Genomic DNA, 19,021 nt, shown 5'->3' with positions numbered 1-19,021 from the left:
CTTTGGCCAAACTGCCCAATGCCGCTTGATAAATATCGACGGATGCGCGATCTGCTGCCCTGGGGGCACAGGGAAAAGAAAACTACGCATGTCCGAAAGCACCGAAATTCAAATGACCGACTTCGTCGATCTGGCGGCCGATATCGTCGCCGCCTACGTGTCGAACAACCCAGTCCGGACCACCGATCTCCCGGACCTGATCCGCAGTGTTCATGCTGCCCTCAACGGTCTGGTCACCGGCGTTGCGCAGCCGACCGAAGAAATTGCGCCCGAGAAGCCGACTGCTGCGCAGATCCGCAAGTCGGTGATGCCAGACGGCATCGTGAGCTTCCTCGACGGCAAGAGCTACAAGACGCTGAAGCGGCACTTGAGCAGCCACGGCCTCGATCCGCACAGCTACCGCCAGCGCTATGGCCTCCCGGCCGATTATCCGATGGTCGCTCCGTCCTACGCAGCGATGCGCTCGGAACTCGCGAAGTCCATCGGGCTTGGCCAGGTTGCGAACCGCAACGAGGACGAGGATGTGCAACCGAAGGCCAAGGGCCGCAAGCAGGCCGCCTGATCGGTTACATCATGTTCTGCCCCGAAGCTCCGTGTCCGTCTCTGGCGTGGGGCTTCGGCGGTGTAAACGATCCGCCTCGCCAGCCCTGGTGCGAGATCGTTTTGTTTCGTCTCAGAGCCAGCGCTCGTCGAGATCCGTCGCATTGCGGGCCGTGATCGCCTGCGTTTCGTCACCGTTGGCGAAGATCACCACGTCGTGCGGGCCAACGTCGCGGGTCGCATCGAAATCCCAGCGGCGGTGAATGACCCGCGGTCCGCCGAAAACCCGATACGCATTCCAATATCGATCGTCGCGAAAACCGATATAGTGGATACTCCGCGGCGGTTGCTCGGATGCCATGTCGGCGCCGGCAGGCTGCTGCGCTGATGCGCGGTCGGCCACCATGGCGGTTTAGCGCCCTGCCAGAGAGGCGGGCTGGCCCGGCAGCGCCAGCCGGTTGCCCGTGTCGATGAGGTTGTCGCCGACGACGCGATAGATGCCCAGGTTACGGTCGACGTAGTTTCCGACGTAGACGTAGGCTCCGGACGGACTGAACGCGATGCCCTGGGTGACCGCACCCGCCTCGGCCGTGGACACGAGCCGGATACCGTCGGGGGAAATCGCCAGCAGGGCGACCGCGCCGGTGGGCGTGTAGGCTGGACTTCTGTGCGGTGCACTCGAGCCTCGAACCACGGAGACGGCCGCATGACGTCCATCGGGTGCGATCGCCAAGGCTTCGGGGGTGTCATCGATGCCCAGATGATCGATGACGCGGGGGCGAGGGCCGTCAACTCGGATCACACTCACCGTATCGGCGTGACCATCGCTTGGCTCCGGTCCGGTATTGCCGGTTAGAGCCAAAGAGCCATCGGGTGTTACGCCGAGTCCATACGCGCCGGAGCCCACCGGCATGTCGAGGTCGTGCTCGTAGCGCATCTGCGGCCCATCGATCGCCAGAACACCGATGCGTCCGACCTTGTTCTTCGCCACGAGGGCGCGTCGTCCGTCGGGCGCGAAGGCGACCGCCGCCGCTTCGTCGCCGACATCGATCGTTGCGACAGCCCGTACTTCCAAGCCTCGGATCGTCAGGGCCGTCACGCTGCGTCCCTCACGGTTCGCGACGAGAGCGAGGTCACCGGCCTTCGAAATCGCAAGACCAGACGGCTGAGGCCCGATCCTCACCGTCTCGACGAGGCGGGCCGGGCTCGCTTGCAGGTCGATGACGTGGAGCCGGTCGTCGGCCCGGGCGTACCAAGCCGTTCCTTCTCGGTGCATGAGGACCGAACTTGCGACCAAGCCGACCTTGCCGTTGGGCGTGATCCGGAGATTGGTCGGCGGACCGTAGACCGAATTGTCGAGCGAAAGAGTCTGGACGAGACGGGGCTGGGCCTCATCGGTGACATCGATGATCCCGACCGCGTCCTCGCCGTTCGGTCCATTGCGACTGCCGTCCGGCTCGAAGAAGGTCTTCCCGTCCAGACCGACGAGCATCAGGGCCGGCGCGTCGGCCATGGCTGGCACCATGCTTGAAAGGAGAAGCGTCAGAAGGGCGGCTGACGAGGCGCGAATGGAATACGGGAGCATCATGCTGCCCATCTAGGGCATTGATGGCGCAGATCTCGTCTGCGCCGAATCCCGGATCCTGAGTGGCCTCCGGCTCGGGGCGAACTCATTTCTCACCGGAACAGGCGCAGCCCCGCACCCAAGAGCCCCAGCCCTGCGATCACCAGGGTGCCACCGGCCCATTCCAGCGCAGCGCGTCGGTGAGGGATATTCTGTGCCGCCGCTGCCAGCGCGGTACCGGCCAGCAGACAGCTTGCGCTGATCGTAAACATCACGAACCGCCTCCCTTCAGACCTGAAGCCATTGCGGTCCTCATCGATCGATTGCCGAAATCTCCCAGTGCCTGGGTTCGCCTTTCTCCTTGAAATGCCGGGTCGACCGCATACCCCATTTGGGGGATCTGTGCAGCTTTCTCACATGACAGATTACGTATCTCGCCCCCAGATGATAGAGATATTCAGTCAGCGCGGAGCTTGGTCGTTTTCCATACGGACCACACAAGGGTGTTCGTGAAAATCTTTTCGGTACGAAATTGGGTGGCCAGTCAGTCGCCAGTCATCCTTGCTCGGCTGAACATCACATGCGAAGCGAGCTATGGTTCCAGAGAGCAGGAAATCTAATATACAATCAGAGGTTGCTTGAGAATATAGTTGTCAAAAATGTCCGATGAAGTGAAGCGCCCTTCGTATATCCATGTCGAGCTCAAGAGCCACGACCCGTACACGTCGCGAGCGATGCCGATTGCGTGAGCGCAAGCCGCTTCGCAAGCCGGAGTACAATTCGTTCGCCTGTAAGCGCCGCATTTTGTGATTCGCAAGTGGCCGATCTAGGGCAAAGCTTCCTGCGAAAATCGCTGGCTCAAGGGGTAGGTATCCAACGGGGCCGGCTCTGCAGACGGCAAGCGGGGAGGCGACGCGCCAGGTTGTCTGATGAATACAATTGGTGCCTCTTCAGGGATGATTCCTGTCAGCGAAGGCCGGAAGTTACCCGTGCGGCGGCTCCGCTGAAGCGAGAGGCGGCCAAGTCGTCGCCGGGGCTACGTGCCGAGAAGCGTGTCGCAACGCCGGCCGGCGGCGTGACGATAGCACCCGGAGCCGCGTCGAGCTTCGCCTTGGCGTTGGCGAGCCTCACTGGGGCGGCGCGGCTCGCTGGTTCGGCGTCCGCGGCCGCTGCGGCGAAGAGGGCACGAAGCTGAGTGCGTGAGTCGGCATTCGCCGGGACGAGGGCTGCGCGAGCGGGTATCTGCGTCGTGGCCGGAGCCAGGTTTGCCATCCCTGCCATGCCGAGGCCGGCGACCTGAACCGCAGGCCGTGGCGGCGGCAGTGGCATCGTCAGGGCCGCCGTGACGGCCGCGAATTCCGCCGGGCGTCGGGGCGGGAGAGGCAGCGCAACCGCGACGGCCGGCTCGGAAGCCGGCGTCCCGGCCGTGGCCGGTGTTTCGCCTGTCAGCAGGCTCTGTGCATCGCGTCCGTCACGGCGAAGGAGATTACCCGCGAGCGCCTCGTCGGTGGCAGGAGCAGCGTAAGCGAGGGCGGCGCGAGCGCCGACCGAATCCTCCGGATCGGCGCTGGCGACGACGACCGGCGTCGGCTTACCCCGCGTCCGCTCGAACGCCTTGGTGGCCGCCTGGATCGGCGGTGCCGTTTCCTGCGCACGTCCACCACCAAACAGGCTGGCGAAGAAGCCCTTGACGCTCGGGCCGTCATCCTCGTCCATCTGCGCCACTTCCGTAACGCCGAGAACGGTGCCGCCGCGCGAAAGAATCTCGGCGCGGGCCAGCTCGTAGCCGGGGAGGGGGCGATTGTCGGAAGGCAGGTGAACGGTTTTACCGTCCGGGAACAGGCGCGCCAGCTGCTCGTGCGTCATGCGCGGCCAGGACCGGACCGAGCCGACATCGAGGTGCACGAAGGGCGAGTTCGAGCGCGGATACCAGCCGACGCCGCCGCGCTGCATCCGCATGCCAACCGCGCGAATCTGATCGATCGAGACGTCCGGCAGATAAAAGTCCATGGCCTTGCCAAGCATGTGCTGGCTGTACTCGGCGACCATTCTCGACCGCCGCCGCAGCATCGCGTTGGTGCCCGGTGAGCGATAGGCGGAGACGACGTTGATCGGCTCCTGCGAGCCTACCGAACGGTAGGCCTCCCAGACCGTGTCGAACAGCCGGGGATCCATCTTGATCGGCTCGTCGACGCGCCAGTCGCGCAGGAGCCAATTCAACTGATCGAGAGCCGCGCGGTCATAGCGCCCGTCGCGCTTGAACGTCACGGTCAAGCTTTCCTTGGTGTGCGTGTGGTAGATCGAGATCGTTCGGGTGTCACCGTTGGCGACGGCGTCCTGGGTGCCGCGCGTTCCAACGACCAGTGCGAGCCCGAAGCTGAGTATGACGCCGGCGAGGCGGCCGGCGCGCTTTGAAACGAAGAGGTGCTGGACCGAACGGTCGTATCGCGGAAGCATACCCACCGTGGTCTCACCCTCTACCCAATCGCGCGCGGTGCACGGATCATGGTGAACGCAAGGTTGCCGAAAACCGTAAACGTCCGGTTATCGGGTCCTCGGCGCTTCGCCGCTCGTCGATCGAATGGCTAAGTCTCAACCGTGGCAAAATCGTGCCGCGATGTGCGTGGACGCACCGGAGAGACTTTCTTCCTTTCGATAAGACTTTTCAGGCAAGTCGAATGGGAAGCTCTGACGATTTTCCGGAATTTCTTGCGGAGCGCGCGGCGTCAATCGCCACGGGTCACTGGTCCTACCACCACCCGTTTGAGGGACGGGTCTGACGCGGCGTCCAAAGGTCGGGCTCTCCGAAATCGGCAGGCGGACGGACGGCGGCACGGGCCGCCGTCACGCCCTCGGAATTCACCTCGCGCACCCGCTGGCGCCGAGCCTCGACCACCGGCTTCGGCGTACCTGTCAGGGCCGGGCCGGTTCGCGCTGTCACCGCCGGCTTCTTCTGCGTGCCGCGCCGGGAGTCAGGCGTCTTACCGTCTGTCCCGCGGGCCACGAGAAGGCTGCCGGGACTGAGGCCCAGAGCGATCTTCATGCGCGAATCGTAGCCGTAGAGGTCGGGCAGCGTGCGGACCGTTCCAGCTTCATCGATCGAGGTCGTGAAGTAGGCGAGATGGACCGGGAGCTTCTCGGTCAGCCGGATCTGGCGCTCACCCTTGCCGATGAGCTTCTTCAGGCGCTCGCTCGACCACGCCTCCGGCAGGACCGCGTCGGCGAACCTGAACGGGTCCTCGACCCGCACGCAGCCGTGGCTGAGTGCACGATGGGCGGACGAGAACAGGCTGCGGTTGGGCGTGTCGTGCAGATAGACGGCGTGGTTGTTCGGGAACATGAACTTGATGAAGCCGAGGGCGTTGCGCTCGCCCGGCGGCTGGCGCACCGATACGTTTCCGTTGCGGTAGACCACCTCGTAGCCGCGGCGCGCGGCATAGTTCGGGTCGCGAGCAAGCCCGGGCAGGAACTCGTTCTTGAGGATTGACGGCGGTACATTCCAGGACGGATTGACGACGGCGTACTCCATCATACCGGAGAAGATCGGGGTCGGGGATTCGGTCTTGCCGACGATGACCCTTGCCTCGTCGCGCTGACGTCCATCCCGGATCACCCGCACGCGAAACTCCGGGATGTTGACCATGACGTAGTCGCGACCGAGGTCAGACGGCAGCCAGCGCCAACGCTCCATGTTGACGATGAGCGCGGCTTCCGCGTCGTCGGTGCGCGTTGCGGCCTCCGGCCGGGCAAGGGCGGCGACCGTCTGCACGGTCAGGGCGCCGTTGGCGGGCAGGCCCCGCGAACGCTGGAAGGCCGCCACCGCCGCGACTACGCTGGCATCATAAGAATCTGGATCGCCCGGTGCGGCATCGAGAGTGCCAGCCGTCCGGGCCTCGAGGCCAAAGCGGCTGCGCAGGGCCGGAACTCGCGGGTCCGTCATGCCGAGCTTCAGCACCGGCCCAGGTGGCAGTTGCACGCTGGATGCGGGTTGAGCCTGCCCATACCCACGCAGTGTCGCGAGACGTGCCTTCAGGGCGAAATAGCCGGGCTGGGCTGGATTGTAGCCTTGAAGCAGAGATCCGGCAGTCGCCCCGCCTGAAGCGATGCGAGAGAGCACGGCGTCCGGCGCCGGCAGGTCCAGGGCGGGCGTGATCAGCCGCGACAGGCTGGCGAGGTGGACGCGGCCACCCCGTGCATCGCGGGCATAGAGCACCACGGCGGCCGAAAGCTTGAGATCCGCATCGGCGATCTGGGATTCAGTAGCCCTCTGCGTGCCGAGGACCGGTACGGGATAGGCGGAGGCGGCCAACCCGTCCTCGCCGGCGGCGGCCAGACGCGCGGCGGCGGACTTCGCCGCGGAGGTCAGGGCTCCGTCGACGATCCAGACCGGCTTGAAGGCGCCGAGCGCATAGAAGGCTTGGATCGCCTCGCGGTCCTTCGTCGAGAGCCTCGCCAGGAGGGGAGCCGGATCGGCCAGCCGCGCGGCGATGGCCGCGGCCTGCGGGTCTGTCGGCAGGGGCGGTGACGCCGTCGCCTCGGTGGTGGGCGATGTTCCAGGCGTGGATGGGTTCGCGTCCGCCGCGGGAGCCGAGCTCGGCACGTTCCCATTGACGACGGTCGCCGAAGGGTCATGCTTGGCCGGCTCGGAAGCAGCCGGATCGACCGAGGCCCTGTGCATGACGGGGTCCGAGATCGGTGTCTCTTGAGCCGGTGCTGGCTGGACCCGAGGGCTTCGGACCTCGAGAGCCGGATCAAGTGTTCGCCCGTCGGAGACCTGAGCGTGAGCCCCGTAGCCGACGCAGCCTGCCAGAAGGGCGGACAGCGCGACGGAGGCGGAGCGCGAAACGCCCATGGTGGCAACTCCTCGGAACCGACCGTTCCGGCCGATGGGACTAGGATAATCGGATCATGCGGGCGCGTGCGCAATCGTACGCTTTCCGCTGGGCATTCGTCAGGCGGCGGCCTCGTCGGCCTTGTCCTCGTCCGCGAGGCCGAGGTCCTTGAGCTTGCGATAGAGGGTGGATCGGCCAATTCCGAGGCGGCGCGACACTTCCGACATCCGGCCGCGATAGAACTGAAGGGCGAAGCGAATGATCTCCGCCTCCAGCCCCTCCATGGTCTTCATCTCACCGGTTTCCTCGGCGACGAGGCTCATGGCATGCGGGTCGCGCACTTCCACTCGGACGATCTCGCGCACCGGCTCGGGCGCGCCGCCCTGGACCATCGGCTGGACCGGTGCGGCGGGGATGCGGATATCGAAGCCTTCGACCTGCGCGGCGATCTGGGGAAATTCAGAGACGGTGAGCTCGTCCCCATCCGCCAGCACGACCGCGCGAAACAGTGCGTTCTCCAACTGACGGACGTTGCCGGGCCAGCCGTAGCGGGTCAGCAGCGCCATCGCCTCGGGCGTGATGGCCCTGACCTTCTTGCCCTCCTCGGCGGCGAAGCGCGCGCAGAATGATCGAACCAGATCCGGAATATCCTCCCGGCGGGCGCGTAGGGGCGGCAGGGTCATGGGGAAGACGTTGAGGCGGTAATAGAGATCTTCGCGAAATCGGCCCTGCTTCACGAGGTCGAGGAGCGAACGGTTCGTCGCCGAGATCAGACGGATGTCCACGCGCACGCTGCGCTTTCCGCCGACCGGGTCGACCTCGCCTTCCTGCAGGGCACGCAGGAGCTTGACCTGCGCGTCGAGGGGCAACTCACCGATTTCGTCGAGGAAGAGCGTTCCGCCCGAAGCTTCCACGAACTTGCCGACATGTCGCTCGGTCGCCCCGGTAAACGCGCCTTTCTCGTGGCCGAACAGAGTGGATTCGACGAGGTTATCGGGAATCGCCCCGCAATTGACGGTGACAAAGGCCTTGCCGCGCCGGTCGCCGGACCCCTGGATCGCCCGGGCCAGCACTTCCTTGCCAACGCCGGATTCACCCTCGATGAGCACGGGGATGTTCGATTTGGCCGACCGCTCGGCGAGGCGGATCACGCGCTCCATGTCCGGGCTGCGAGATGTCAGGTCCTTGAAGGTGAGTGCGCCGGAGGCGCGCCGACGCATGCGCCGGACTTCCTCTTCGAGCTGATCGACCTTCAGAGCGTTCTTGATCGAAACCTGCAGGCGCTCGGCCCCGGCGGGTTTGACCACAAAGTCCGTGGCTCCGGCCCGCATCGCCGTGACGACGGCGTCGATCGAGCCGTTCGAGGTTTGCACGATCACTGGAACGTCGAGGCCGGTCTTCCGCATTTCAGCCATCACCCCGAGGCCGTCGAGGCCGCCGGGCATGACGAGGTCGAGGAGCACCACGTCGATCGCATCGCCGGACCGAAGCGTTTCGAGGCCCTGCTCACCGCTTTCGGCCACCTTTGCTTCGAAGCCGAGACGGCGGACCATCGCCTCCGCGAGTCGGCGCTGCACGGGATCATCGTCGACGATCAAGACCGTTGTCGACATGGGGCAGCCTCGCTGTTCGCAAGCGCAGGGTGGCCGGCGACGGGGAGTCGTCCGAGCGCCATCTTCGCCGGCGTGTTTCGTTTCGAACCGCAGGGTGGCCCAAGAGCGTAAAGCCGCGCTTAACGACGATCCGACTTTTCCGACGGCGGCGATCTCGCATCGTGTGGGCGACTCGCCCGTCCCCTGACAAACCGTCTCGGCCCTCAGGTTTCTGCCGGTTTCGGATTGATCGGACGGCCCCTGCACTCGATATCACCGCGCACGGCACTCACCGGGCCGAGAGGGAACGAGACCATCATGCCGAGCCGAGCCGTCGCCCATGCCACTCGTTCGGGCATCGTTGCGAATGCCGAAGGGGCCAGTGCCGCCAGGGCCGCCGCGCACGCGGCCGATCTTGGAGCGTTGCCGGAATGGGATCTTTCGGACCTCTACGCCGGGATCGATTCTCCGGATTTTACAGCCGATCTCGCACGGGCGGAGATCGCATGCGCCGAGTTCTCCGAGCGCTTTGCCGGACGCCTTCTGGCGATCGCCGAAGGGCCCGAGGCTTCGGCCGAACTTGCCGAGGCGGTCGCAGCTTATGAAAGCATCGAGGACCTGCTCGGCCGTCTGATGTCCTTCGCGGGCTTGGTCTATTCCGGCGACACCACCGACGAACTGCGCGAGAAATTCTACGGCGACACCCAGGAGCGCCTGACCACGGCCTCCAGCCACTTGCTGTTCTTTGCCCTCGAGCTCAACCGCGTCCCCGATGCGGCGATGGACCGGGCGATGACGGCCGGCCCGCTCGCCCATTACGCGCCCTGGATCGAAGACCTGCGGCGAGAGAAGCCCTTCCAGCTCGACGACCGGACCGAGAAGCTCTTCCTCGAGAAGTCCGTGACTGGGCGCTCGGCCTGGAACCGCCTGTTCGATGGCACCATCGCTTCACTGCGCTTTTCCGTTCAAGGCGAGCAACTCACCCTGGAGCCGACTCTCAACAAGCTCCAGGATCCGGACGGTGCCATCCGCCAGGAAGCGGCGGGCGCCTTGAGCGAAGTCTTTCGCGCCAACCTGCGCACCTTCACGCTGATCACCAACACGCTCGCGAAGGACAAGGAGATCTCCGACCGCTGGCGCGGCTTCAAGGATGTGGCCGACGCGCGCCACCTCTCGAACCGCGTCGAGCCTGAGGTGGTCGCCGCCATGGTAGAGGCTGTCCAGGCCGCCTATCCACGCCTGTCGCATCGCTATTATCGTCTGAAAGCGAAGTGGTTCGGTCGCGACACGCTGCCCTATTGGGATCGCAACGCGCCTTTGCCTCAGGTCGACCAGCGTACCATCCCCTGGAGCGAGGCCCGCGATACCGTACTCGATGCCTACCGGGCCTTTTCGCCTCGTATGGCTGACATCGCCCGGACGTTCTTCGATCGCAACTGGATCGATGCGCCGACCCGGCCCGGCAAGGCGCCCGGCGCCTTCGCGCACCCGACCGTGCCCTCCGTCCATCCCTATGTTCTGGTCAACTACCAGGGGAAACCGCGCGATGTGATGACTCTCGCGCATGAGCTCGGCCACGGGGTGCACCAGGTGCTCGCTGGCCCGAACGGCGCCTTGATGGCGCCGACGCCGCTGACCCTCGCCGAGACCGCCAGCGTGTTCGGCGAGATGCTGACTTTCCGCCGCCTATTGGCTGCGACGGCCAGCCCGAGCCAGCGCCGCGCCATGCTGGCGGCGAAGGTCGAGGACATGATCAACACGGTCGTGCGTCAAATCGCGTTCTACGCCTTCGAGCGAAAGGTTCATCTTGCCCGCGCACAGGGTGAGCTGACGGCTGAGCAGATCAACGGTCTCTGGATGTCGGTACAGGCGGAGAGCCTGGGGCCGGCGATCACGCTCGACGCGGGCTACGAGCCGTTCTGGGCGTATATCCCGCACTTCATCCACTCGCCGTTCTACGTCTACGCGTATGCCTTCGGTGATTGCCTGGTGAATTCGCTCTACGGCGTCTACGCGAAGGCCGAGAATGGGTTCGTCGATCGTTACTTCGCGCTACTTTCGGCTGGCGGTGCCAAGCCCTACAGTGAACTTCTCGCCCCCTTCGGCCTCGACGCCCGCGATCCGGGCTTCTGGCAGATCGGCTTGTCGATGATCGAGGGTATGATCGTCGAATTGGAGGCGATGGAGGCCACGGAGGCGCCTTTGTGATGACTACCTTACATTGAACATTCTGCGCAATGGAAGGTGGGTTGCCATCGAACTCGAGGTCGAGAAGCCAATAGATTCGATTAGATTGGCGTCCGACAAAATCCTTTCGCAACAATTAGGTCGAATCGTAGAACGTGGCGATCTTTTTACTGTGTAAGATCCTTGGGCGGAGAAGTCTGAGTCGTCACTTGATTGGTATCGGCATCCGCATTCAAGCTCGCAAATGCCGATACCTCTATATTCGAAAGATCGTGCACTGTTCTGCTGGCATCGATCGCGTCCTCGGATCGAACAGGATTGATTTCCCTGCGAGCGACCCGGAGCCGTGGTGATCATCCGGGGATCGCAGCTCATGAACTTGATCCAGATTGTGTTCACGCACCGGACACCTGGCGATTGGCTGGAATCCGAGCCGTCGAGCCGCGACCCATGAGCCCGCTGCCCTGGCAGGTGAGGCGGCTGCGCTTATCTCGGGAGAAGCTTTTCCCGACGAGTTGATTGATCCCAATGGCCGACACCGATCGTGAAGCCAACCGCTTCTCCGCCCGAGCCAGCCGCTATGCCCGCGTCGGCGCCAATGTCGGCGGGGTGGCGGCGCGGATGGCCGGTGCCAAGCTGTTCGGCGGTAAGGAAGCACCGACCAACGCGGCGGCCCTGGCGCAGGCCCTTGGTGGCCTGAAAGGTCCGATTATGAAGGTCGCGCAGCTGCTGGCCACGGTGCCGGATCTGCTGCCGCCGGAATACGCCGCCGAACTTCAGAAGCTCCAGGCCGATGCGCCGCCGATGGGGGCGGCCTTCGTGAAGCGCCGCATGATGGCCGAGCTCGGACCAGATTGGCAGCGCCGCTTCCAGAGCTTCGACCTGAAGCCGGCCGCGGCAGCGTCCCTCGGACAGGTCCACCGCGCCACGGCGCAGGATGGGACGCTCCTCGCCTGCAAGCTTCAGTATCCCGACATGCAGTCGGCCGTGGAAGCCGACCTGAAGCAGCTCGAAGTGGCCTTCGCACTGCACCGTCGGCTTTCGTCCTGGCTCGACACCCGCGAGATTGCCAAGGAAATCGGCGCCCGGGTACGGGAGGAGCTCGATTATGAGCGCGAAGCCAAGCACGCTGTCCTCTACGGCAACGTTTTGCGCGACGTCGACGCGGTACGGGTCCCGGTCATCCACAAGGATCTCTCGACGAAACGCCTGCTGACGCTCGGCTGGCTCGAAGGCCAGCGGATCCTGGATTTTGCCGATGCGCCGGTTGAGATCCGCAACCGGTTGGCGCAGTCGATGTTCAAGGCTTGGTGGCATCCATTCAGCCGCGCCGCGGTCATCCACGGCGATCCCCACCTTGGAAACTACACGGTCTTCACGGAAGGTGGGGAAGCCCAGGGTATCAACCTGCTCGACTACGGCTGCGTCCGCATCTTCCATCCGCGTTTCGTCGGCGGCGTCGTCGACCTGTACCGGGGCCTCCTCGACAACGACAACGCTCGGATCGTGCACGCTTACGAGACCTGGGGTTTCAAGAACCTGAACAAAGAGCTCGTCGAGATCCTCAATATCTGGGCGCGCTTCATCTATGGACCGATCCTCGAGGATCGGACCCGAACCGTGGCCGATGGCGTCAAGCCCGGTGAGTACGGCCGTCGCCAGGCCTTCGAAGTGCACCAAGCTCTCAAGGCGCGCGGCCCGGTCACGATCCCGCAGGAGTTCGTGTTCATGGACCGCGCTGCCGTTGGGCTCGGCGCCGTGTTCCTCCACCTTCGCTCGGAGTTGAACTACCATCGGTTGTTTGAGGCCGAGATCGATCGTTTCTCTCTCTCAGACCTCGAAGCCCGCCAGGTCGAGGCGCTGACGACGGCAGGACTTGGATTGCCGGCTTGAAAGCGAGGCGACAAAAAGCCGTTTGAGGCGATTGCGCGGCACGCATGTCGATTGCGAGCGACCTTGGCTTGCGCTAAATCCCCTTGGAACAAATCAAGATGATGCCCTAGGGGACGCCCACAAGATGGCCGATACCAAGACCGTGTCCGGCGCGCATTACAGCCCGGCGATGGATGAGAAGACTCACGAGCAGACCTATCGCGGGTTCGTTCGGTTCGTGGAGATCGGCACTGGTGTCGTGCTGTGCTGGGTCCTGGCCCTCGCCGTCGGCGGAATCCGCGAGGCTTGGCTGACGGCCATCTTCGGCGTGATCCTGTCGGGGGTCGCCGGTGCGGTCGGTGCTCTTGCTCCCGCGATTGGTTGGAAGGCCCCTCTGGCGGTCGGCATTCTGCTGGCCTTGTATCTCGCCTTCGCCTGACCCTCTCCCAACGACATCTCGACTGATTTTGCGGGTCGCCTTCGGGCCGTCCTTTAAGGAGCATTCCTGCATGCGCATCGCTGTATTATCGGAAACCGATCCCGCGGAGCCGCGGGTCGCGGCGGTGCCAGAGACGGTCAAGAAATTCATCGGTCTCGGAGCCGATGTGACCGTGCAGTCCGGAGCTGGCCTCAAGGCTGGGGTTCCGGACTCAGAGTACGAGGCCGCCGGGGCCTCCATTGCCGGTTCGGCCGCGGATACCGCCGGGTCCGCCGATCTCGTGCTCAAAGTGCGCCGCCCGTCCGCCGATGAGATCGGCCTGCTGAAGCGCGGCGCCAGTGTCGTCGCGATCATGGATCCGTATGGCCACGAAGCCGAGCTCGGAGCCATGGCGGATGCCGGTCTCGACGCCTTCGCCATGGAGCTGATGCCCCGCATCACCCGCGCACAGGTGATGGACGTGCTGTCCTCGCAGGCGAACCTCGCCGGCTACCGCGCCGTCGTCGATGGCGCTGCAGAGTATGGCCGTGCCATGCCGATGATGATGACTGCCGCCGGGACCGTTCCGGCCGCCCGCGTCTTCGTCATGGGCGTCGGCGTCGCTGGCCTCCAGGCGATCGCCACCGCGCGTCGGATGGGTGCCGTCGTCACCGCGACCGATGTGCGACCCGCCACCAAGGAACAGGTAGAATCCCTCGGTGCGAAGTTCGTTGCCGTCGAGGACGAAGAGTTCAAGCAGGCCGAAACCTCCGGAGGCTATGCCAAGGAGATGTCGGCAGAATACAAGAAGAAACAGGCCGATCTCGTCACCACGCACATCGCCAAGCAGGACATCGTCATCACGACGGCGTTGATTCCCGGCCGGCCGGCTCCGCAGCTCGTGTCCGAGGCGATGGTCGCCTCGATGAAGCCGGGTTCGGTCCTCGTCGATCTCGCAGTCGAGCGCGGCGGCAACGTCGAGGGCGCCAAGGCCGGTGAGGTCGTCACCACCGAGAAGGGCGTCAAGATCGTCGGCCACCTCAACGTGCCAGGTCGTCTCGCGGCCACGGCCTCCAGCCTCTACGCCCGCAACCTCTACGCTTTCGTCGAGACGCTGATCGACAAGGAGGCCAAGACCCTGGCGGTCAAGTGGGACGATGAGCTCGTCAAGGCGACCAACCTGACCCGTGACGGTCAGGTCTCGCACCCCTCGTTCCAGCCCAAATCCTGATCCCGCCGGAGGTTACGATGGCCACGCTTCCCCCCGATCAGGCCGCCGAGCAGGCGCGCGCCGCCGCCGCTGCGGCCCGAACCGCTGCCGACATAGCGCAGCAGCATGCGCTCCAGGCGCAGAAATATGCAGACGGATTGGGCCACGGGCTCAGCGCCGTGACCCACGGTGCTGTCGACCCCACGGTATTCCAGCTCGCGATCTTCGTGCTGGCGATCTTCGTCGGCTACTACGTGGTCTGGTCTGTGACCCCGGCCCTCCACACCCCTCTGATGTCCGTCACCAACGCGATTTCGTCCGTGATCATTGTCGGTGCGCTGCTGGCCGCCGGCGTTCCGTACGTTGAGCATGGCACCGGTTGGGCCCGCTTCTTCGGTTTCGTCGGCATCATCCTCGCCAGCGTGAACATCTTCGGCGGGTTCCTCGTCACCCAACGCATGCTCGGCATGTACAAGAAGAAGGCCTGAGACATGTCCCAGAACGTCTCATCCCTTCTCTACATCGTCTCCGGCGTCCTGTTCATCATGGCGCTGCGGGGGCTATCACACCCAACGACATCGCGTCAGGGCAACCTGTACGGCATGATCGGCATGGGCCTCGCCATGCTCACCACCCTGGTCGGTCATCCGCCGGCCGGACTCGGAGCTTGGGTCATCGTGATCCTCGGCCTCGCGATCGGTGGCGGTGCCGGCGCGGTCATCGCCAAGCGCGTGCCGATGACGGCCATGCCTCAACTCGTCGCCGCCTTCCATTCGCTCGTCGGCCTCGCCGCCGTGATGGGTGCGGCCGCGACCCTCTACGCCCCGCAGGCGGTGGGCATCCTCGAGAACGGCCACATCCACAAGGAGTCATTGTTCGAGATGGCGCTGGGCGTCGCCATTGGCGCCATCACCTTCACGGGCTCTGTCATCGCCTTCGCCAAGCTCGACGGACGTATGTCCGGCAAGCCGATCATGCTGCCCCAGCGTCATCTCATCAACATCGGGCTGGGTATCGCGCTGGTGGTGCTGATCGCGATCTTCATCGGCAGTGAGAGCAAGGCGATCTTCTGGCTGATCGTCGTGCTGTCGTTCGTGCTCGGTGGACTGCTCATCATCCCGATCGGCGGGGCGGACATGCCCGTTGTGGTCTCGATGCTGAATTCCTATTCCGGTTGGGCGGCGGCCGGCATCGGCTTCACGCTGGGCAACCTCGCGCTGATCATCACCGGCGCCCTGGTGGGCTCTTCCGGCGCGATCCTGTCTTACATCATGTGCAAGGCGATGAACCGGTCGTTCTTCTCGGTCATCCTCGGCGGCTTCGGTGGCGATACCGCGGCCGCCGTCGGCGGTGCCGTCGAGACCCGTCCAGTCAAGCAGGGCTCTGCCGACGACGCGGCCTACATCATGAAGAACGCCGAGCGCGTCATTATCGTGCCGGGTTACGGCATGGCGGTGGCTCAAGCCCAGCATAGCCTTCGCGAGATGGTCGACATGCTGAAGAAGGAAGGCGTGGACGTGAAATACGCGATCCACCCCGTCGCTGGCCGCATGCCTGGCCACATGAACGTGCTGCTCGCTGAAGCGAACGTGCCCTACGACGAGGTCTTCGAACTCGAGGATATCAATGGTGAGTTCCCGCAGGCCGATGTGGCTTTCGTGATCGGCGCCAACGACGTCACCAACCCGGCTGCCAAGACGGACAAGGCCTCGCCGATCTACGGGATGCCGATCCTCGACGTGGAGAAAGCTAAGACCGTGCTGTTCATCAAGCGTGGCATGGGTTCCGGCTACGCCGGCGTCGAGAACGAGGTGTTCTTCCGCGACAACACAATGATGCTGTTCGGCGACGCCAAGAAGGTGGTCGACAGCATTCTCAAGAACCTCTGATCGGCAGTTCGGGAGACGGTCCGAACGACGTTCAGGTCACGCTCCATGAGGGGCCGGCACAGGTTCGCCGGCCCCTCTCTCGTTTTAGGATGCAGCCCTGCGCTGCGCATGGCGCTATGATCCCTCCGTGTCAGCCGCCATCGCCATCCACGCGCCCCGCGCGTTCCTCGACGTCGCCCGTTCGGTCCTCGGCCGGCCCTGGCGAGACCGGTGCGCCGATCCCGCCCTCCAAGCCTATGCGGCGACGATGGTCCAGGCGCATGCCCTGCCCGAACTTCTGGCGCGGGTCCTGGCCGGGCGCGGGATCCGACCATCCGAAGCCGATGCGTACCTCCAGCCGCGCCTTCGCGACCTGATGCCGGACCCGGATTGCTTGGTCGATATGCCGGCAGCCACCGAACGGCTCGCTCAGGCGGTGCTGACTGGCGAGCGAGTCGCGGTGTTCGGCGATTACGATGTCGACGGGGCCGCCAGCGCTGCGCTTTTGGCCGGATACCTGCGAAGCGTCGGCTTGACGGTTCAGATCCATATCCCCGACCGGATCACGGAGGGCTATGGCCCCAACGTCGCCGCCGTGGAGGCTTTACGGGCGGCCGGTGCCACGCTGCTCGTCACCGTCGACTGCGGGACCAGCGGGCATGCCCCCCTTGAAGCCGCAACGGCCTTCGGCCTTGACGTGGTCGTACTCGACCACCACGGCGCACCCGAGCACCTGCCGCCGGCCCGCGCCGTCGTGAATCCGAACCGTCTCGATGATCTTTCCGGTCTCGGACATCTCTGTGCCGCCGGTGTCGTTTTCCTCACCCTGGTGGCTCTCAACCGCCGCCTCCGACGAGAGGCCGGCTTCGCAGGTCGACTGCCCGATCTCGCCGCTGCCCTAGACCTCGTCGCCCTGGCGACAGTGGCGGATGTGGTGCCGCTCACCAGCCTCAACCGCGCCTTTGTCGTCCAGGGGCTCAAGGTGATGCGGACCCGTGGTCGCGTCGGCCTCGCAGCGCTTCTGGACGCCGCATCCTTGGCCGAGCCGCCAGAGGCTTGGCACCTCGGGTACCTCATCGGACCGCGCATCAATGCCGGCGGCCGTATCGGAGATGCCGGTCTGGGCGCGACTCTCCTCACCACGTCGGATCCCGCGGAGGCCGCACGAATCGCGGCGGAACTCGACCGGCTCAATCGTGAGCGGCAGGTGATCGAAGCCGAGGCGGTCGCCGCAGCGGAGGCCGAGATGGACCATGCCCTCAGCCTCAATCCGGACCGCCCGGTACTGGTGGCCGCCTCGGCGGACTGGCATCCCGGCGTCGTGGGGCTCATCGCGGCCCGTCTCAAGGAACGTTTTGGTCGCCCGGCCTTCGCCTTCGCCCTGCGGCCGGACGGTACCGCCACCGGCTCGGGCCGTTCGATCGTGGGGGCGGATCTGGGGCAGGCGGTTCGGAGTGCGGTCGAAGCGGGCCTTGCCCTGAAGGGTGGCGGCCATGCCATGGCGGCAGGCGTCACGCTGCCGAGCCTAGACGTCACGGGCTTTCACGACCACCTCGCGGCATCACTGTCCGCGACCGTGGCGGAGGCACGGGCGGTAGAGGCGCTGCTCGTGGATGGAGCGATGAGTGCGGGCGGCGTCACGGCCGACCTCGTTCGCACGATTCATCGGGCCGGCCCGTTCGGATCCGCTGCGCCGGAGCCGACCTTCGTCCTCCCGCGCCACCGCATCGTCGACGCTGCGGTCGTCGGCAACGGGCATGTGCGAGCTCGCCTGCGTAGCCGCGATGGCCAGGCCATCGGTGCCATCGCGTTCCGTGCCGCGCAGGGACCTCTCGGACAGGCCATCCTTTCTGGCATCGGTCGCGAGGTGCACGTCGCCGGCACGCTTTCGGTCGACACTTGGCGCGGAGCTGAACGGGCGCAAATGCGGATTTGCGATCTCGCGTATTTCGATTGAGCGACGCGGTTGACTCGACGTCGAGCGGTCATCATAAGGACGGCGCGCCGTCGAGAGGCGGCCGGTTTGGGGGAATGTCCCGAGCGGCAAAGGGGGCGGACTGTAAATCCGCTGCGTAAGCTTCGTAGGTTCGAGTCCTACTTCCCCCACCAAACCTTTACCGAGATTCCGAATTCGTTCGGGGTGTCTCGAGCCTTGGCGACCTGCTATGAAGGTCGGCGATGCGGGTGTAGCTCAATGGTAGAGCAGCAGCCTTCCAAGCTGAATACCCGGGTTCGATTCCCGGTACCCGCTCCAGTTTCCTCATCGATGAAGTATCGAGCCAGGCCAGCATCCGCAAATCTGTGCCATTGGCGGAATTTATTCTTTAAAATCCGCCCATTCATATTTTCGTCGAGGCGCCATCTAATGCTAAGATCATGATCGGTGTGCTTGCGATTATTCATATGAACGTTGGGCAGTATTTTTTCCAGTAAAGTTTCTCTGGATACAGCAGACAGATAATGGCTCCGTTGCGGATTTTTGACTGGTGCCGTCTGTGAATGACGAGTATTGAGAACTCACGTTACAGATCTGCGCGCGCGGTGAACTAAGATTTGTATGAGCGCTGGTTTGATCGCCTCTCGGTAATATGTAGATGATTACTTGAGTATATATTTCCAGCTTCTGTCACAATTTTCGAGACCATATTTATAATAGATCTACGTCACGATGAATGCTAACTTACATGAGTTTGGATAATATTCAGGCTTAAAAATCTGCAAATATCTTTATATTTTATTTTTTCAGGGCAGAAATGTGCATTTTGATGTGCTTGCTCGCCTCCGTGCCGTCGCACTTCCTAAGTACGGTTATGAGGTGCGTGGGCCAATCTTTGCTGAGGAAAGATCGGTTGCCAATCTTTGAAGCGAAATGGGACGGAACTGCCCCGTTTCGCGTCACCGCCAACGGGCTGATGCGAACCGATGTCTGCTTATCCAG

Annotated in this window: 15 protein-coding genes and 2 tRNA genes; 10 read left to right on the top strand and 7 right to left on the bottom strand. The window is 64.2% G+C overall.

What is annotated here, in order from left to right; all coding sequences use genetic code 11:
- Positions 1–88 precede the first annotated feature (88 nt).
- Complete coding sequence (locus AC3WLN_RS00085; RefSeq protein WP_492478798.1) at positions 89–562, top strand: Ros/MucR family transcriptional regulator; 474 nt, start codon at positions 89–91, stop codon at positions 560–562.
- 111 nt (positions 563–673) lie between these two features.
- Here the strand turns inward: AC3WLN_RS00085 and AC3WLN_RS00080 are convergent, their stop codons facing one another.
- From AC3WLN_RS00080 to AC3WLN_RS00055, 6 genes are all read right to left on the bottom strand, one after another.
- Positions 674–946, bottom strand: coding sequence for a hypothetical protein (locus AC3WLN_RS00080; protein ID WP_492478797.1), 273 nt, complete (start codon positions 944–946; stop codon positions 674–676).
- A 6-nt stretch (positions 947–952) separates the two neighbouring features.
- Entirely contained in the window at positions 953–2,053 is a 1,101-nt protein-coding gene (locus AC3WLN_RS00075) for a YncE family protein (RefSeq protein ID WP_492478796.1), read from the bottom strand.
- Positions 2,054–2,217: 164 nt separating this feature from the next.
- Positions 2,218–2,376: a hypothetical protein gene (locus AC3WLN_RS00070; protein WP_463769801.1), complete on the bottom strand. Its 159-nt coding sequence runs from the start codon at positions 2,374–2,376 to the stop codon at positions 2,218–2,220.
- A 694-nt stretch (positions 2,377–3,070) separates the two neighbouring features.
- Entirely contained in the window at positions 3,071–4,561 is a 1,491-nt protein-coding gene (locus tag AC3WLN_RS00065) for a peptidoglycan L,D-endopeptidase MepK (RefSeq protein WP_492479015.1), read from the bottom strand.
- A gap of 292 nt (positions 4,562–4,853) precedes the next feature.
- A complete protein-coding gene (locus AC3WLN_RS00060; RefSeq protein ID WP_492478795.1) occupies positions 4,854–6,956 on the bottom strand; it encodes a L,D-transpeptidase family protein in 2,103 nt (700 codons plus the stop codon).
- Positions 6,957–7,055: 99 nt separating this feature from the next.
- Positions 7,056–8,549, bottom strand: a complete 1,494-nt coding sequence (locus AC3WLN_RS00055) for a sigma-54-dependent transcriptional regulator (RefSeq protein WP_492479014.1) — start codon at positions 8,547–8,549, stop codon at positions 7,056–7,058.
- A 297-nt stretch (positions 8,550–8,846) separates the two neighbouring features.
- On the opposite strand from AC3WLN_RS00055, the gene AC3WLN_RS00050 reads away from it, so the two are divergent.
- The 9 genes from AC3WLN_RS00050 to AC3WLN_RS00010 all read left to right on the top strand — a co-directional run bounded on the left by AC3WLN_RS00050 (position 8,847) and on the right by AC3WLN_RS00010 (position 18,337).
- On the top strand, positions 8,847–10,736 hold the full coding sequence (locus AC3WLN_RS00050) for a M3 family oligoendopeptidase (RefSeq protein ID WP_492478794.1): 1,890 nt from the start codon (positions 8,847–8,849) through the stop codon (positions 10,734–10,736).
- Between the two features lie 507 nt (positions 10,737–11,243).
- Complete coding sequence (locus AC3WLN_RS00045) at positions 11,244–12,608, top strand: ABC1 kinase family protein (RefSeq protein ID WP_492478792.1); 1,365 nt, start codon at positions 11,244–11,246, stop codon at positions 12,606–12,608.
- A 124-nt stretch (positions 12,609–12,732) separates the two neighbouring features.
- On the top strand, positions 12,733–13,026 hold the full coding sequence (locus tag AC3WLN_RS00040) for an aa3-type cytochrome c oxidase subunit IV (RefSeq protein WP_055955629.1): 294 nt from the start codon (positions 12,733–12,735) through the stop codon (positions 13,024–13,026).
- 70 nt (positions 13,027–13,096) lie between these two features.
- Entirely contained in the window at positions 13,097–14,236 is a 1,140-nt protein-coding gene (locus tag AC3WLN_RS00035) for a Re/Si-specific NAD(P)(+) transhydrogenase subunit alpha (protein ID WP_492479013.1), read from the top strand.
- A gap of 17 nt (positions 14,237–14,253) precedes the next feature.
- Positions 14,254–14,703 (top strand): proton-translocating transhydrogenase family protein, encoded by a 450-nt coding sequence (locus AC3WLN_RS00030; protein ID WP_108035050.1) that lies wholly within the window; start codon positions 14,254–14,256, stop codon positions 14,701–14,703.
- Between the two features lie 3 nt (positions 14,704–14,706).
- Complete coding sequence (locus AC3WLN_RS00025; RefSeq protein ID WP_492478790.1) at positions 14,707–16,104, top strand: NAD(P)(+) transhydrogenase (Re/Si-specific) subunit beta; 1,398 nt, start codon at positions 14,707–14,709, stop codon at positions 16,102–16,104.
- 247 nt (positions 16,105–16,351) lie between these two features.
- Positions 16,352–18,040 (top strand): single-stranded-DNA-specific exonuclease RecJ, encoded by a 1,689-nt coding sequence (gene recJ / locus AC3WLN_RS00020; protein WP_492479012.1) that lies wholly within the window; start codon positions 16,352–16,354, stop codon positions 18,038–18,040.
- Positions 18,041–18,108: 68 nt separating this feature from the next.
- Positions 18,109–18,192: transfer RNA gene (locus tag AC3WLN_RS00015), tRNA-Tyr, on the top strand.
- A gap of 71 nt (positions 18,193–18,263) precedes the next feature.
- Positions 18,264–18,337, top strand: a tRNA-Gly gene (locus tag AC3WLN_RS00010).
- Positions 18,338–18,817: 480 nt separating this feature from the next.
- On the opposite strand, the gene AC3WLN_RS00005 is transcribed toward AC3WLN_RS00010, so the two are convergent.
- The coding region (locus tag AC3WLN_RS00005) for a hypothetical protein (protein ID WP_492478789.1) at positions 18,818–19,021 on the bottom strand (204 nt) is incomplete at its 5' end.

This window comes from Methylobacterium sp. FW306-05-D (genome assembly GCF_058782155.1).
This window is presented reverse-complemented; position numbering and strand designations above follow the sequence as displayed.

What these genes read in the sequence shown, in the direction of transcription:
- AC3WLN_RS00085 (WP_492478798.1), top strand. Translation starts at nt 89, where the DNA reads ATGTCCGAAAGCACCGAAATTCAAATGACCGACTTCGTCGATCTGGCG.
- AC3WLN_RS00080 (WP_492478797.1), bottom strand. Translation starts at nt 946, where the DNA reads ATGGTGGCCGACCGCGCATCAGCGCAGCAGCCTGCCGGCGCCGACATG.
- AC3WLN_RS00075 (WP_492478796.1), bottom strand. Translation starts at nt 2,053, where the DNA reads ATGGCCGACGCGCCGGCCCTGATGCTCGTCGGTCTGGACGGGAAGACC.
- AC3WLN_RS00070 (WP_463769801.1), bottom strand. Translation starts at nt 2,376, where the DNA reads ATGTTTACGATCAGCGCAAGCTGTCTGCTGGCCGGTACCGCGCTGGCA.
- AC3WLN_RS00065 (WP_492479015.1), bottom strand. Translation starts at nt 4,561, where the DNA reads ATGCTTCCGCGATACGACCGTTCGGTCCAGCACCTCTTCGTTTCAAAG.
- AC3WLN_RS00060 (WP_492478795.1), bottom strand. Translation starts at nt 6,956, where the DNA reads ATGGGCGTTTCGCGCTCCGCCTCCGTCGCGCTGTCCGCCCTTCTGGCA.
- AC3WLN_RS00055 (WP_492479014.1), bottom strand. Translation starts at nt 8,549, where the DNA reads ATGTCGACAACGGTCTTGATCGTCGACGATGATCCCGTGCAGCGCCGA.
- AC3WLN_RS00050 (WP_492478794.1), top strand. Translation starts at nt 8,847, where the DNA reads ATGCCGAGCCGAGCCGTCGCCCATGCCACTCGTTCGGGCATCGTTGCG.
- AC3WLN_RS00045 (WP_492478792.1), top strand. Translation starts at nt 11,244, where the DNA reads ATGGCCGACACCGATCGTGAAGCCAACCGCTTCTCCGCCCGAGCCAGC.
- AC3WLN_RS00040 (WP_055955629.1), top strand. Translation starts at nt 12,733, where the DNA reads ATGGCCGATACCAAGACCGTGTCCGGCGCGCATTACAGCCCGGCGATG.
- AC3WLN_RS00035 (WP_492479013.1), top strand. Translation starts at nt 13,097, where the DNA reads ATGCGCATCGCTGTATTATCGGAAACCGATCCCGCGGAGCCGCGGGTC.
- AC3WLN_RS00030 (WP_108035050.1), top strand. Translation starts at nt 14,254, where the DNA reads ATGGCCACGCTTCCCCCCGATCAGGCCGCCGAGCAGGCGCGCGCCGCC.
- AC3WLN_RS00025 (WP_492478790.1), top strand. Translation starts at nt 14,707, where the DNA reads ATGTCCCAGAACGTCTCATCCCTTCTCTACATCGTCTCCGGCGTCCTG.
- recJ (WP_492479012.1), top strand. Translation starts at nt 16,352, where the DNA reads ATGGTCCAGGCGCATGCCCTGCCCGAACTTCTGGCGCGGGTCCTGGCC.